Origin of the sequence: Salinivibrio sp. PR5 (assembly GCF_001996085.1) — a bacterium.
In the GTDB taxonomy this organism is placed as follows: domain Bacteria; phylum Pseudomonadota; class Gammaproteobacteria; order Enterobacterales; family Vibrionaceae; genus Salinivibrio; species Salinivibrio proteolyticus.
On sequence record NZ_MUFK01000003.1, the window covers coordinates 62,927 to 77,217 of the forward strand.

The 14,291-nt window shown below is 47.2% G+C and carries 13 protein-coding genes; 9 read left to right on the forward strand and 4 right to left on the reverse strand.

Annotated elements, in window-relative coordinates; translation table 11 throughout:
* Positions 1 to 399 precede the first annotated feature (399 nt).
* The gene (gene nhaD / locus BZG82_RS02285) at positions 400 to 1,830 is read left to right on the forward strand and encodes a sodium:proton antiporter NhaD (protein ID WP_077765066.1); all 1,431 of its coding nucleotides are present in this window, start codon (positions 400 to 402) and stop codon (positions 1,828 to 1,830) included.
* A gap of 103 nt (positions 1,831 to 1,933) precedes the next feature.
* Here nhaD and BZG82_RS02290 read toward each other — a convergent pair whose 3' ends face one another.
* Genes BZG82_RS02290 through BZG82_RS02305 form a run of 4 tightly spaced genes read right to left on the reverse strand, consistent with a single transcriptional unit; the run spans position 1,934 to position 5,347 of the window.
* Complete coding sequence (locus BZG82_RS02290) at positions 1,934 to 2,374, reverse strand: universal stress protein (RefSeq protein ID WP_077457664.1); 441 nt, start codon at positions 2,372 to 2,374, stop codon at positions 1,934 to 1,936.
* A gap of 21 nt (positions 2,375 to 2,395) precedes the next feature.
* Positions 2,396 to 3,679: a TRAP transporter large permease gene (locus BZG82_RS02295; RefSeq protein WP_069588401.1), complete on the reverse strand. Its 1,284-nt coding sequence runs from the start codon at positions 3,677 to 3,679 to the stop codon at positions 2,396 to 2,398.
* A gap of 12 nt (positions 3,680 to 3,691) precedes the next feature.
* Positions 3,692 to 4,267 carry a TRAP transporter small permease gene (locus BZG82_RS02300; RefSeq protein ID WP_069588399.1) on the reverse strand — a complete coding sequence of 192 codons (576 nt, stop codon included), beginning with the start codon at positions 4,265 to 4,267 and terminating at the stop codon, positions 3,692 to 3,694.
* A gap of 57 nt (positions 4,268 to 4,324) precedes the next feature.
* On the reverse strand, positions 4,325 to 5,347 hold the full coding sequence (locus BZG82_RS02305; RefSeq protein ID WP_069588397.1) for a TRAP transporter substrate-binding protein: 1,023 nt from the start codon (positions 5,345 to 5,347) through the stop codon (positions 4,325 to 4,327).
* A gap of 809 nt (positions 5,348 to 6,156) precedes the next feature.
* Between BZG82_RS02305 and BZG82_RS02310 the strand changes: the two genes are divergently transcribed.
* The 8 genes from BZG82_RS02310 (at position 6,157) to BZG82_RS02345 (ending at position 14,162) form a co-directional block, all read left to right on the forward strand.
* Positions 6,157 to 7,899: an AMP-binding protein gene (locus tag BZG82_RS02310; protein ID WP_241837339.1), complete on the forward strand. Its 1,743-nt coding sequence runs from the start codon at positions 6,157 to 6,159 to the stop codon at positions 7,897 to 7,899.
* 134 nt (positions 7,900 to 8,033) lie between these two features.
* Positions 8,034 to 8,582, forward strand: a complete 549-nt coding sequence (locus tag BZG82_RS02315) for an AMP-binding enzyme (protein WP_077480478.1) — start codon at positions 8,034 to 8,036, stop codon at positions 8,580 to 8,582.
* Positions 8,569 to 9,042: an HIT family protein gene (locus BZG82_RS02320; protein WP_077480476.1), complete on the forward strand. Its 474-nt coding sequence runs from the start codon at positions 8,569 to 8,571 to the stop codon at positions 9,040 to 9,042. Before BZG82_RS02315 ends, BZG82_RS02320 begins: the two co-directional genes overlap by 14 nt.
* A gap of 67 nt (positions 9,043 to 9,109) precedes the next feature.
* Positions 9,110 to 9,391, forward strand: a complete 282-nt coding sequence (gene ppiC / locus BZG82_RS02325) for a peptidylprolyl isomerase PpiC (protein WP_069588393.1) — start codon at positions 9,110 to 9,112, stop codon at positions 9,389 to 9,391.
* Between the two features lie 151 nt (positions 9,392 to 9,542).
* On the forward strand, positions 9,543 to 10,715 hold the full coding sequence (locus BZG82_RS02330) for a GGDEF domain-containing protein (RefSeq protein WP_077765067.1): 1,173 nt from the start codon (positions 9,543 to 9,545) through the stop codon (positions 10,713 to 10,715).
* Positions 10,716 to 11,085: 370 nt separating this feature from the next.
* Positions 11,086 to 12,615, forward strand: coding sequence for an ABC-F family ATP-binding cassette domain-containing protein (locus BZG82_RS02335; protein ID WP_077765068.1), 1,530 nt, complete (start codon positions 11,086 to 11,088; stop codon positions 12,613 to 12,615).
* 144 nt (positions 12,616 to 12,759) lie between these two features.
* On the forward strand, positions 12,760 to 13,407 hold the full coding sequence (locus tag BZG82_RS02340) for a hypothetical protein (protein WP_077765069.1): 648 nt from the start codon (positions 12,760 to 12,762) through the stop codon (positions 13,405 to 13,407).
* Entirely contained in the window at positions 13,404 to 14,162 is a 759-nt protein-coding gene (locus tag BZG82_RS02345; protein WP_077765070.1) for a DUF3307 domain-containing protein, read from the forward strand. Before BZG82_RS02340 ends, BZG82_RS02345 begins: the two co-directional genes overlap by 4 nt.
* Positions 14,163 to 14,291 lie beyond the last annotated feature (129 nt).

Consider the following 14,291-nt stretch of genomic DNA (forward strand, 5'->3'; position numbering starts at 1 on the left):
TTTATTTGCTTTTTATTCAAACTTAGTCGTTTTTTGCTGACGATGACAGCGTATGTCGACTAGTAAGTTGATATTATTAAGCTTGACAGTAAGCAATGTCATCTCTTTTTTGCCGATTCACCTCGCTTAAAGATAGACGTTCACGCCACATTTGTTAATATTATGTTTGCTTTTGTGCTGCTACGCGGCAAATGAGCAAAATAAACGATTATGAAAACCGGTTGAGTGCAAAAGCGTGCGCTGTTTGAGGTCTTTTTTGAGGCTGAGAATCGTGTCACGACAGGGTGCTGGCAGGTATTTATCCCCTATCCATATAGGGTTTTAGACAACACGGCCGATTAGGCCGGTTTTTTTATGCAATGTAGAAAAGTTAGGTAATCAATACTTGGAGGCTCAAGGATGAAGCGTTTGGTTGCGGCACTGGCGGTAGTTTCGCCGAGTGCGTTTGCCGCTACGACAGGACAAGGACTGGATTTAACCCAGAACTGGGTAGGCTATGCCTCTTTAGCCATTTTTGCCGTGGCTTACAGCTTGGTGATGCTAGAAGAAAAGCTTCATTTGCGTAAGTCAAAGCCCGTGCTATTGGCGGCGGGGTTAATCTGGTTGCTAATCGGATACGCGTACTCACAATGGGGAGACATGGCCCCCGCGCATGCAGCGCTTGAGCATAACCTTCTTGAATATGCAGAGCTACTGCTATTCTTGCTGGTGGCGATGACCTATATTTCCGCGATGGAAGAAAGGCGCCTATTTGATGGCTTAAAAGCGTGGATTTTAAGCAAAGGCTATGATTTACGCACCTTATTCTGGATCACTGGGGTACTTTCCTTCTTTATTTCTCCCATTGCGGATAACCTCACAACGGCACTATTGATGTGTACGATTGTGCTAAAAATCGGCGGTGACAACCCTCGCTTTGTGAACCTCGCGTGTATCAACATTGTTGTTGCCGCGAACGCAGGGGGCGCCTTCAGTCCCTTTGGTGATATCACCACACTGATGGTTTGGCAGGCGGGCAAAGTGACCTTTGCTGAGTTCGGAGCTTTGTTCATTCCATCTGTGGTCAACTATGTGATCCCCGCTTTTATTATGTCACTGTTTATCCCACGGACTCAGCCGGATGTGATGCAAGAGCACGTCGAGCTTAAACGTGGCGCGCGTCGTATTATGGTGTTGTTTTTACTCACCATTGCCACTGCGGTTGCGTTCCATGGCTTTATTCACTTCCCACCGGTGATGGGCATGATGATGGGCCTCGCGTACTTGCAGTTCTTCGGCTTTTACTTGCGTCGTACCCTGCCGCGCTCATTGGCACGTAAGCGTGCGATTGCGGAGGCGAAGAATGACGAAGCGGCATTACGTCGCCTAGGCTCAGTGGTGCCTTTTGATGTGTTTCGTCGCATCTCGCACGCGGAGTGGGATACCCTGCTTTTCTTCTATGGGGTCGTGATGTGTGTCGGGGGACTCAGCTTGATTGGTTACCTCACCATGGTCTCAAAAGTTATGTATCTGCAGTGGGATCCTATCTGGGCTAATAGCTTGGTTGGGGTGTTATCCGCGGTGGTCGATAATATTCCTGTGATGTTCGCAGTATTAACGATGAGCCCAGAAATGTCGCACGGAAACTGGTTGCTGGTGACATTAACGGCCGGTGTTGGCGGCAGCTTGCTCTCTTTGGGGTCAGCCGCAGGGGTGGCATTGATGGGACAAGCGCACGGCAAATACACCTTCTTTGGTCATTTGAAGTGGGCACCTGTCATTATGTTGGGGTATATCGCCTCTATCGCTGTGCATTTGGTGCTTAATAGCCACTACTTTCATATTCAATAACTGATAAGTTGGCACCATATAAAAACGCCGCTAGTTAATAGCGGCGTTTTGCTGTTTAGCGTAAGGGATTTTGCCGTGTAGTGAAGCAAAAGCCATCACGGCGTTAGACGACCATCGTGGGGCAGTGGGCGCGTCCAGCCACGCGATGTGACACACTGCCGAGGAACATACCGTCTTTATCTGAATGCGTCCCGTGTGCCCCCATCACAATCAAATCTACCTCTTTGCTTTTGGCAAACTTAATGATGGTTTTAGAGGGGCGACCGCCTTTTACAAAACCTCGTACATTTTCGCCGCCATTTTCAAGCGCATGTTGTTTGGCTTGCTCGACGATGTTACGCGCGTATTCGCTTAAGGTTTGATCTGGGATTTGTAATCGATCAGGGCGCACCATCGATAGCGATGCCTCAAACAAACTGTGATGCTTAAACACACACAAAAGATACAACTCTGCACCGGTGAGTTGTTGAATTTCTAGCGCTTTATCCAATGCGTTCAAGGCTGAAAAAGAGCCATCAACCGCAACGAGTATTCGTTTAAACATCCAGTTACTCCTGTTGTTAGGTTATCCAAACGCGATATCACGCAGGAATAACGCAATCTGAGGGAACATCACCAGCAGTGCGGCGGAGAGAAGCAGCATCGCAATAAAAGGGCCTGTCCCACGGATAACTTCCCAATAGGGTTTTTTGAAAATCGCAATCGCGGTAAAAATATCGCAGCCAAAGGGTGGTGTTGCTGAACCAATCGCGACTTGCAAGGTGATCACTATCCCCACATGTACAGGATCAAGACTAGTGGCTTCTATCGCAGGTGCAAATATAGGCGTTAACACCAAGATAACTACAATGGGGTCAACAAACATACAGGCGACGAAGAAAGCGATAGAAATTGAGGCAAGGACACCCATAGGGCCCATTTGGCTAATCCCGACAGCTTCTAGAATGGTTTGCGGGATTTGTGCAAATGAGATAATCCAAGAGAACCCATTACCGACCCCCACCAAAATGAAAACCACTGCAGTGATAAGGCCGGTTGAGCGCGCGATAGTAAAGACATCTCGACTGCTTAATGATCGGAATACCCCAAACTCCAAAATCATCGCATACAGCACACACACGGCAGCCGCCTCGGTGGGACTAAACACACCGCCATAAATCCCCCCCACAATAATTAATGGGAACATCAGTGGCCAAAGTGCTTTCCGGGTCGCCTGCATACGCTCTTTCCATGTGGCCTTTGGCTCAGTCGGCACTTTATTGACCGTCGCGTAATAGAGGCAGTACAAAGAGAAAAAGCACAGAATCATCAAACCAGGGCCAATCCCAGCGATGAATAGCTCGGCAATCGAGGTTTCGGAGATCACCCCGTAAATGATCATCCCGATACTCGGTGGGATCAAAAAGGCGATATCACTCGAGTTGATAATCAGCGCGAGTGAGAACGAATCGCTGTATCCGGCGCGCAATAATTTAGGACGTAAAGCAGAACCCACTGCGACCACTGTCGCTTGGGTTGAACCTGAAACGGCGCCGAACAGCGTACACGAGGTCGCCGTACTGATGGCTAAGCCGCCACGAATATGGCCGATAAACGTCATGACCATATCAATCAAGCGTGAAGCCGATTGACCACGGGTCATAATGTCTGCAGCAAGGATAAACATGGGCACAGCAATCAAGGACGCTGGGCGGATGCCGCCTAACACTTGTTGGATAAAGGTATCCATTTGACCGACGCCACCAAACATCATGTAAAAACCAGTTAAGGCGGCAGCCGTAAGGGGAATCATCATCGGAAAGCCAAGCACGAGCAAGACGATCATGATGAACATTAAAGTCAGGGCCATAAGAGTGCCTATTTAAACTTCACTTTCAGTCTCAGCGTAACCGTCAAGCACGCCGGCGGAGAGGTAAACATCTGGAGCGGTTAGGTTTTTATAAACGGTTAGTCCGTATTGGATCCCTGTGATGACAAATCCAAGGGGAACCCAGATATAGATCCACCAAATTTCAAAACCGAGGGCGGGCAAAATACGGCCTCGGTCGTATACCGAAACGATGTATTGATAAGAAAAATATGCGAGAACCAGCATAATCAAACCAGTTACTAACGCGATAGTGATCATTAGGATCTTACGTCCCTTAAACGGCAGGGTATCGTAAAGGGCAGACATACGAATATGTCGACCATGACGAGCGGCATAGCCAATCCCCGCGAACGTGATCAGAATGATCAGAATGCGGTTTATCTCACCGGAAAAGAACAGCCCTTGACCAAAGCCAAAACGCGCCACAACGTTCACGCAGGTATTGAGCGCCATTAACAGCACGCCTGCGGCGAGCATAAAAGACTCGATTTTGCAGATCAGGGTGTCCAATTTACCAAGAAGGCCGGGAAGCTCTGAGTGATAAGTGAGAGAGTCGGAATCGGTCATTACGTATTCCTCAAAATAAACAGGCACCGCAAGGCGCGGTGCCTGAACAACTGACAACTAGTTAGTAACGGCTTCGAGATCTTTCTTAAATTGATTAAGAAGGGCTTTGCCGCTTTCGCCGGTCATTTCATAGAAGGTTTCTTCAACCTGAGGGGCACGTGCTTTGAACTTAGCGATTTGCTCATCCGTCAGGCGTGTGACAGTCACGTCGTCACTCGACGCCTGAATTTTCTCCAATGACTTCTCAGCAAGGCCACGGATATGTTTCACCGTTTCATTGAAGGCATAATCAGCTGCGTCACGGATCATGGCTTGATCGTCTTTCGACAACCCATCAAAGAAGTCTTTGTTTGCCATGGAGGCAGTCGTAAACCAACCGTGGTGTGTGAAGATCAGGTTCGGCGATACTTCGTACAAGCCGCCTGATTCAATCCAGAAAATCGGGTTTTCTTGACCTTGGATCATATTGGTTTGGAGTGCGCCATATACTTCACCCCATGGCAATGGCGTTGGCGTTGCACCAAAGGCTTCATAGGTTGATGAAAGCAGTGGGTTAGTCATGACGCGGATCTTCTTGCCTTTCAGATCGGCCGGCTCAGTCACAGGCTCGTCGGCAGTCATGACCATTTCGCCCTCAGGGTACATTTTGAGAAGCTCAAGGCCTTGCTCTTCATACAGTTTCGGGAAATCTTCATTCACTGCCTTGCTCTGACGGAAGAACTCGATCACGGTTTCCATGTTGGTTGGCATCAGATAAGGGATGAAGAAAATTTGTGCCTCTGGGATCAATGAGCCAGTAAAGCCCGGCGATTGGTTAACAAATTGAAGAATACCGGCTTGGGTTTGCTCCATGATGTCATCAGACTCACCCAGCTCGCCGAAGCGATAGATTTGCAAAGAGTGTTCAGAGTTATCTTCGATGTATTCCTTAAACTTGTGTGCATACACGTCTTGTACGTCACCTTCATACTCTTCGTGCGCATAGCGCCAAGTATCGGCGCTGGCTAGGGCTGAAAAGCCAAGCGCAGCAGCAACGCATGAAACCGCAGTCAATTGCTTAAGATGGCTATAAATGGACATCGTGTCCCTCCGATATGTGGTTTAGCTTTCACTCGTGGTTAACGAGAGTGTGATTAAGATCTTTTTCTCACTTGACGAGTTGGCACTTTGTGCCTGTCTCTCCTATACCCGTGGAAGCATCTGCCGATGTTTTTGCCACCAGACAGACTATCCCAACAGCTTAAACATCAGAGCTGTAATTATTAAAGCCAGATGAATTTTGGCGTGTTTGCACTGTGACTGAGATCTTGTTTTTGCATCAAAAGAGAAAATCTCAGCGCAAAATAACAGCGATTCACTGAAGGAAACCAGGTTTATTCAGGGGGTTGCGGTCATGTAACAACACGGCAGATAATTGGATGGTGTTTTTTTTTAATAAAAGATATAGAGACAACAGTAAATAAAAATCTACACCAATGGTCGTTAATTGAACAATTTTGATTATATCACTAACCAATCTGTGATGGTTGCTTGGTATAGGCATCGGGCATTACTAAGTGCAGAGGTGAGAAAATTCATTCGGCCATTTAACCCCTTTCCTCAAAACGGTGAACGATACGTAAATTTCACGCTGTTTGAATACCGTTTCTAGCTCAGTCAATGAGTATTCAATGGAAGATTGGTATATCACAATGTTCTGAGCTTCCCACAACGCACTCCATCTAGTTACGTATCACTTCTAATCCTATGGACTTTGATTTCACTTATTAATGTTAACTTGATGTTATCAAAATGTTGCTTTTTGATGGTTGCTGTGTTTAGCATGACTAGAAATAAATGCCAGTATGATAAATAAATTAGGCTTTTAATGAGCGTCACATAAATCATTGATGGAACTGCAATCGCAGGTTTTTAAGGAAGAATTACTCATGACCGACTACCGCACCCCTTTGGACCAATTGCAAATAAACGTTAGGCAACACCCTGATAGAGTCTGGTTACATCAACCTGTTGATCGGCAATGGTATACTTATACTTGGTTAGAAGCTGATACGTCTGCCAGGAGGGTAGCTAAAGGTTTACTTGAAGCCGGGTTAGTGGCGGGTGATAAAGTATCGATCATCGCTAAAAACTCAGCAGAGTGGTACATCTGCGATTTGGCAATCATGATGGCCGGGCTTATCAGCGTACCTATCTATCCAACCGCCAGTGCGGACAATATCAAGTATGTGATTGAGCACAGTAGTGTTAAAGCTATATTCATCGGCAAACTCGATGATAGTGAAGATCTTTGTCAAGCCTTACCCGACTCTTTGATCACTATTGCTATGCCAAATTCCAAAGTCGATTGTCAGCTTGACTGGTACGCGTGGTTGTCAAAATTAGATCCGCTTGTAGAAGTCAATAAACCTGCGCTCAGCGATACCTTTTCTATCATCTATACCTCTGGCAGTACCGGACGGCCGAAAGGTGTTCTGCTCAGTTATTTGAATGTTGCATCTTCTGCCATTTCTGGTAGTGAAATTTTTTTTCAGCCAGATGACACACGTGTGATGTCCTACTTACCTTTAGCGCACATCACAGAGCGCTGCGTGGTTGAGCTACCTTCGATCTACAATCCTGCTGAAGTCTTTTTTACTGAATCTATCGATACCTTCATTGACGACGTCAAGTACGCTCGTCCAACTGCTTTTCTTTCCGTACCTAGACTATGGACAAAATTTCAGTCAAAAATTTTGGCAAAAATGCCGAACAATCGTTTGCAACTTCTACTTAAAATTCCCTTTGTGGGTCAGCTTGTGGCAAGAAAAATACGCGAGAATTTAGGTCTGCAAGAGTGCGTATTATTTGGATCCGGCAGTGCCCCCATCTCTCCTGAAGTCCTGCTTTGGTTCCACAAAATCGGTATCAGTATTGGTGAAGGGTGGGGTATGACCGAAAGCTCAGGCCTTTCTTGCAGCAACGTGCCGTTTGATCTCAATCACCTAGGTACTATTGGTACGCCGCAACCTTGTGTCGAAATGAAGTTATCGGCGGAAGGGGAAGTATTGATTAAAGGCGATGCAGTATTTACCACTTACTACAATGACGAAGTAGCGACTCAAGCTGCCTTTGAAGATGGTTGGTTTAAAACCGGAGATAAAGGAGAGCTACAGGCTGACGGTTCTTGGAAAATCATTGGCCGGGTTAAAGAGCAGTTTAAGACTGGTAAAGGCAAGTATGTATCACCGGTACCTATTGAAAGCAGCTTAGGACGAAATCCGGACATCGAACAGGTGTGTGTGATTGGCGTTGGTCGAAAACAACCGATCGCACTTATTGTGTTGGGAGAAGGCACTCATGGGCATACCTCTCAGGTAAGAAAAGATCTTAAGGAAACGTTAATAGCGGTCAACCAAGAGCTTGAAGCGCATGAAAAGCTGGATCACTTAATCGTGGTGGAAGAGCCTTGGAGCATCGAAAACGGCCTGCTTACCCCAACGTTGAAACTGAAAAGAGATCAAATTGAGCAACGTTACCATCACTTACTCAGTTTAAATCTGCCCTATAAAGTGATTTTAGAGAGCAAAATCAAAGATTTAGGTGATCACTCTAAACCTGTCTATGCCAAGCGAGTTTCGGCTAACGCTTAAATCAGTCGCGTAACATACGGAAAAATCATGTCTCAGTTATTAACTAAAACAGACAACTTAGCTAAGTTGTCTGTGAACAAACACAACGATGCATTCCACTTTTTCAATTGGCCTGACAAAATTGAGGACGACACATGGTGGCAATCGCCGGATGTGTTAAGTGTCAGCCTGACCGAACAGTACAATCTTTGATTGGTCCACAAGTGGTTGATGGATATTGGCAAGATGTAGAGAACACGTGCACTGCATTCATGACAGGCTTACCTGATGAAAGTGGCAGAGAGCAGAGGCTCTACAGAACGGGTGATTTGGCAAGCTACGACGATAGCGGAATCATTCATTTTCATGGTCGCGCAGACCATCAAGTCAAACTGCGTGGATATCGCGTCGAGCTGCAAGAGATTGAGTCTTTGCTTCGTCAATCTATGCACTCAGATCAGTTTGTGGTGATTCCCTACCCGTACGGAGAAAAAACCTGTACCGGTCTCACCCTGTGCCATACTCATCGCGGTGTCACTCAAGAAGATATATTAGAGCGTTGCCGACAGGCGCTGCCCATCTACATGGTCCCTGATACGGTGGTTTTTTTGCAGCAGCTGCCGATGAACAGCAGTGGGAAGTTAGATCGCCGCGCGATATCTGAACAGTTAAAAGCGATGGAGGAGTGCTTTGCCAAGCCATGACGCATGTATTATTTGTGCGATTAATAGTGATAACGTAGAACACTATCGGGTTGCTGAGAAAAATGGACTAAAAGCTGTACTCGACATTTATCCCATCACCGAAGGTCATGTCCTGATTGTGAGCCGCAGTCACGCCTCGCACCTTGAGCAGCTCTCTGCGCAAGAACATACCGAGTTATTTCAATTTGCGCATCAAATCGGCAAGCGGATGTTTGACGTGATGGATAATGTGAGTGATTACACCTTAGTAGTGAATAATGGTCGCGATGCTGGGCAACATATCCCCCATGTTCATATTCACCTGATCCCGCGACGCAAAGGAGACAGTCTGCATTTTTACTGGCGACTCATGACGCGATTTATCAACCCATTGGGTGGTAAGAAACGTGTCCAGCAGTTAGTGGAGTGGCAACGAAGGTGGCGAATGCACGGTAAGCATACGGACGGCGCAGAGAGGTAAAATTCAGTCCCCTTTAATGACTGGATTCGTTATAATCGCGGGCTTTTGTGGCAAGTAGGGTGGCATCATGGCCAAGAAAGCAGCGGCGTTGCACATACTGGTGAAAGATAAAACGCAAGCGACAACAATCCTCGCTCAGCTCAAACAAGGTGCGAACTTTCAAGCGTTGGCGAAAAAATACTCGCAATGCCCATCGGGAAAACGCGGTGGTGATCTGGGCGAATTTCGTCGTGGCGATATGGCTCCCTCTTTCGACAAAGCGGTATTCAATGGTGAATTATTGCGTCCTCTTGGGCCAATAAAAACCAAATTTGGTTGGCATATCATTAAAGTGTTATATCGCAACTAACCCCTGTGCGTTAACCCTTGCGATAAGCACTTGGTGACTGAAACTGTCATAAAAGTTAACGCATAGAAATTGATATTGCGCACATCGATTGCCCCAAGCCGCCACTGAGAAAGTGGTACATTAAAATCATGCCTTGAATAATGTCCACCTTATGTTTGAACTTGATGCACCTACATTACTGATCACGCTCACAGCGATCCAATGGTTGCTTGCCGCGTTTTTGTTGGTGCAAAACCGTAAAGAGCCCGGGATTAATGGATGGGCGGTGTCTCTGTTTATCCATGGGTTTAGCAATCTTTTCTTATTTGCCCGACCACACCTTCACCCTTATCTGGGGATCGTCTTTTACAATGCGTGTGTGATGGTAGCCTTTTCTGGCAGCCATTGGGCGCTGGGGCAAGTCTTTGCCCGCGATATACCGCGTTGGCAGTTGGCGATGCCCGTCGTGCTCTCGGTGGTATTGATGGCATCACACCTCGATGATATCGGGAGCCGCGTAGTTTACGCCAGTTTAATTGTCAGTATGCAGCTTGCGTTGATGACGCGAACCATTGTGAGGAGTACAAACACCGGCGGTCAGCGTTTAAAGCGTTGGCTTATAATGGTGATGGGCGGATTCAGTGTGGCTTACATAGGCAGAGCGACGTTCGCACATTTTTATCCTGATCTGTTTACGCAGCTGCTGGGTACGTCACTATTGCAAGCGGGACTGATTTTATCGGGCATCGCTTACAGCGTGATCAACACCTTGATTATCTTTTTGTATAAATTGGAGCGCGTCCACGAGAAGCTTCATCGTGAGGCGACCCGAGACAGTTTAACGGGGCTGTTAAATCGACGTGCGTTTTTGGCTAAAGCGAAACGGCGCGTTGAGACTGCCGCTTTCCCTCTCAGTGTATTGATGATCGACTTGGATGACTTTAAAACCATTAATGACTCATTTGGCCATTCTGTTGGTGATAAAGTATTGATTCAGTGTGCTGATGTGTTCGAACAAGTGATTGATGACCATGGTATTGTCGGACGCTTAGGAGGAGAAGAGTTTGCGGTCGTGTTGCCTTACTGCGACGGTGCTCGTGCGCAGCAAATATCGGCCGAATTGCTCCGCGCCGTTCAAAACAGTCGCGCTGAACTTGAAATAAGCTTGTCTGCCAGCATAGGAGTGACGACGACTTCCGAGGTGATGGATATAGACGGTTTGTTAGCCCAAGCCGATGATGCGCTTTATCAGGCGAAGCATGATGGAAAAAATACCTTTAAAGTGTACGTCTCGGCACTGGAAAGCGTCCCTCATGACGCCGAGCATATACCTAATATCGCTTGATGTATGCATATCTAGATTTTATGCACAAAATTGACTTCACCGATGAGGTTCATTATTCTCCGACGCTCATGTTGATATTTCGACTCTCTATTATGGCTTATATTCTATTTAAGAACTTCGTAAGAAGGCTTGGCTTCGCGCAAATACACGATGAAGTGTTGCTCGGAGCTTAACATCAAATCTTCATCAGGTATTGTCATACGCCATCCGCGTAGGGTTCTCAGTATCTGATGTAAAGCCGCGATAGAGAGTTAGGCCGGTGATGCTTCATCACCGGCCTTTTTGCATTCTGATCACAGCAGAATGCATCCATTTTAATGATGACGAAAGGCCGGTACTTGTTACCGGCCTTTTTTTATGGATAAGAAACATGAGTTTATTAGTGATTGAAAACATCTGTTTTCAAATTGAGGAAAAAGTGTTGTACCAAGGTGCGAGCGTGGTGCTACATCATGGTGAACATGTTGGCGTGACGGGTGCGAACGGTGTGGGGAAAAGTACCCTGTTGAAAATGCTACAAGGGGAGCTGCTGCCGGATAGTGGCGAGATTGTTTGGCAACCGAATATCCAAGTCGGTTATTTAGACCAGCATTTAACGATCGACCCAACACTGTCTATCTATGACTTTATGGCGTTGGCATATCGCGATCTTGTTGAGGTTGAGCGAGCGTTAAATGCTATCTACGCATCGATGTCGGCGGACACGTCAGACGCGGTGCTTGCCAAAGCGGCACGACTGCAAAGCCAATTAGAGGCACAAGATTTTTACCGTATCTCCCATTGTATTGAACAGGTCTCGGCTGGGCTGGGTATCGCGCCGTTGGGCATGCAAACCGCAATGGGCCAGTTAAGTGGCGGTCAACGGCATAAAGTGATGTTGGCAAAGTTACTGCTTGAACAAGCCGAAGTGATGTTACTCGACGAGCCGACGAACTTCCTCGATGCTGAGCACGTTGCTTGGTTGGCGGAGTTTCTTAATCACTATACGGGTACCTTTATGGTGGTATCGCATGATGAGGCTTTCCTTGAGTCGATCACGACAGCGATTGTTGATATCGACCAGAGCAAGATACGCAAATACAAAGGATCGTATCAGCAAGCGATGGCACAAAAGGCGCAGCAAAGTGAAACACAGCACAAGCAATACCTCACACAGCAGAAAAAAATGGATAAGTTGGCCACCTATATTCGCAAGAACGGTGCAGGTGTGAATGCGCGTATTGCCAAGGGGCGTAAGAAACAGCTTGCGAAAATGGTGCCGATTGAAAAAAAACAGATGCGTGAGCCGGTAAGCTTTGCGTTCCAATACAAACCGTTACGGTCGCAACATGTATTGGCCGCCAAGGGGTTGCAGATTGGCTATCGAACGCCGCTTTTGCCGCCGTTGTCACTTCAGATTCAACGGGGCGAAAAAGTCGCGATTATTGGCTTCAATGGCTTGGGCAAATCGACATTGTTAAAAACCTTATTGGGAGAAATCCCTGCACTACGGGGCCACATTGACGCAGCAAACGGTATACAGTGGGGATATTTTGAGCAAGGCTTACACTGGCGCTTTCCGGAAAGCTCTCCAGTTCAGGTCGTGTGTGGAGTAGGCCAGCTCACAGATAAAACCGCGCGCCAGAAGCTGGCTGAATGTGGTCTTAGTGGTAACAAGGCGGTGCGGCCATTGCATACATTGAGCGGGGGTGAGCAAACCAAAGTAAAGCTTTGTTGTTTAGCCGTGATGGCAACCAATGTACTGGTGTTAGATGAGCCCACCACACATCTTGATGTCGATGCAAAAATGGCGTTGCAGCACGCCCTTAAAGCGTATGCAGGCACCGTAATTGTGGTTTCTCACGAGCCACAATTTATTGAGCACTGGCCGGATAAGGTGATCGATATGACCCAGCTTTAGTAGCTAACGCGTTGGTAATAGTCACGTCAGTAACAGCGAGGTCGCATGATGCGGCCTCGCTTATATTTTTGCTATTTATGGGTGAATTTGTATTTTTTGCCAAAAAAGGCTAAATTTGGCGGGGTTGGTTAACAAGGATGAATAATGGCGACAGAAAGCAAGGCACCCATTGCGGTGATCAGTGGCGATCTGGTGGATTCAACCGCCTTAAATCGAGATGAGTATGAGCGAGTACTGGCGCAAATCAAAACCATACAAGCCCATATTTCACGAGCGCATTGCGCTAATCAGCACAGCATTATACGCGGTGATGAGTTTCAATCTGTGATCCATGATGTAGCGAACGCGCTTCACTATGTCGTCATGTATCGTGTCGCCATCAAAGCACTGGGAAAACCGTTTGATTGTCGCATCAGCTTTGCGATTGCCGAGCAAGCGGATTTGCGTGAGGCGGTGTCAGAGTCAATGGGACAAGCGTTTGTACTATCTGGCCGCGGCTTAAAAGCAATGAAAAACCAGCGGCTAGCCTTTTTTTGCGCCAATGCCAATCTTGAAGACAGATTTGCGTTGTTGATCCGTTATCTTGACCGGCAACTCAGCGATGCGACATCTCGTCAATGCGAAATGATGCTGCCTTTATTACAGCGCGATCAACCACTTGCGTACGGTGAGTTAGCGGCCGCACTTGGAGTCGCGAATGCAACCGTGAGTAAGTCCCTTAAAGCGGCGGGCTGGGGGCTTATCGAGGCATTGTTGGCCGAGTTTCAGCAAGCTGTGGGGGCGCAAGTATGATGGCCTTCCTTTCTTTGCTGGTTCCCTTGTTACTGACCCATCTTATTTATGATTTCTATCTACAGCCTGCGAATTGGTGGGCGAAATCGACAACACGCGCGCGAATACTGGATTGGGCGGTTGCACCGCTCCTCTACGGTTTATGTTTACTGGTGCCTGCGGTGTTTTGGACCCAGCACGTTTCGCCGCTATTGGGTGTATTGCTGGTTGGCATGGTGACCAAGTGTGTGGTGGCAGTGCTTGATGGCCAACTCGTCGCGCAGTCATCACTGGCCCGTTTCACGGTGAGCCAAGGCATACAGCTTTTGGTACTAGGGCTCATTGCCCTGAGTTTTGTGGCGCAGCCACCTTGGGTTGGACTGACCGAGATGCCTCTGTTTAGCGAGATCGTCGCAATTGGCACGGGCTATTTATTAATCTTAAAGCCGACATCAGTATTGATTGGTCATGTGTTACAGCGCTTTACGGTCACGTTGGACTCACCCTCTGATCATCAACACAATTATCATGGCCTCGTGGCTGCGGGGGCGTTGATTGGCTATTTAGAGCGTATTCTGATCCTGACCTTTACCTTGCTTGGCAGCTATACCGCTGTCGGTTTTGTGCTGGCAGCCAAGTCGATTTTCCGCTTTGGTGAGCTGACGCGTTCTGCCGATCGCAGCCTAACCGAATACGTTTTAATTGGTTCGTTATTGTCGGTGGTGATCACGACATTAGTGGGCGTTGTGATCACACAAAGCCTTACTTTGCTATGATTAGCCTTTTATAGCTAAAAGATAAGAATTAGCTGTTTTAGGCTTATAATATGGACTGGTATTAAGAAACGATGCGTCAGCCAATCGTTTGGCGAACGATAAAAAGAATATTGTTTATTGGAACTTGCT

Excerpts from the sequence above, each read along its gene's own strand:
- ppiC (WP_069588393.1), top strand. The coding sequence starts at position 9,110 with ATGGCCAAGAAAGCAGCGGCGTTGCACATACTGGTGAAAGATAAAACG.
- nhaD (WP_077765066.1), top strand. The coding sequence starts at position 400 with ATGAAGCGTTTGGTTGCGGCACTGGCGGTAGTTTCGCCGAGTGCGTTT.
- BZG82_RS02315 (WP_077480478.1), top strand. The coding sequence starts at position 8,034 with ATGGTGGCAATCGCCGGATGTGTTAAGTGTCAGCCTGACCGAACAGTA.
- BZG82_RS02300 (WP_069588399.1), bottom strand. The coding sequence starts at position 4,267 with ATGACCGATTCCGACTCTCTCACTTATCACTCAGAGCTTCCCGGCCTT.
- BZG82_RS02335 (WP_077765068.1), top strand. The coding sequence starts at position 11,086 with ATGAGTTTATTAGTGATTGAAAACATCTGTTTTCAAATTGAGGAAAAA.
- BZG82_RS02330 (WP_077765067.1), top strand. The coding sequence starts at position 9,543 with ATGTTTGAACTTGATGCACCTACATTACTGATCACGCTCACAGCGATC.
- BZG82_RS02295 (WP_069588401.1), bottom strand. The coding sequence starts at position 3,679 with ATGGCCCTGACTTTAATGTTCATCATGATCGTCTTGCTCGTGCTTGGC.
- BZG82_RS02340 (WP_077765069.1), top strand. The coding sequence starts at position 12,760 with ATGGCGACAGAAAGCAAGGCACCCATTGCGGTGATCAGTGGCGATCTG.
- BZG82_RS02345 (WP_077765070.1), top strand. The coding sequence starts at position 13,404 with ATGATGGCCTTCCTTTCTTTGCTGGTTCCCTTGTTACTGACCCATCTT.
- BZG82_RS02290 (WP_077457664.1), bottom strand. The coding sequence starts at position 2,374 with ATGTTTAAACGAATACTCGTTGCGGTTGATGGCTCTTTTTCAGCCTTG.
- BZG82_RS02305 (WP_069588397.1), bottom strand. The coding sequence starts at position 5,347 with ATGTCCATTTATAGCCATCTTAAGCAATTGACTGCGGTTTCATGCGTT.
- BZG82_RS02310 (WP_241837339.1), top strand. The coding sequence starts at position 6,157 with ATGGAACTGCAATCGCAGGTTTTTAAGGAAGAATTACTCATGACCGAC.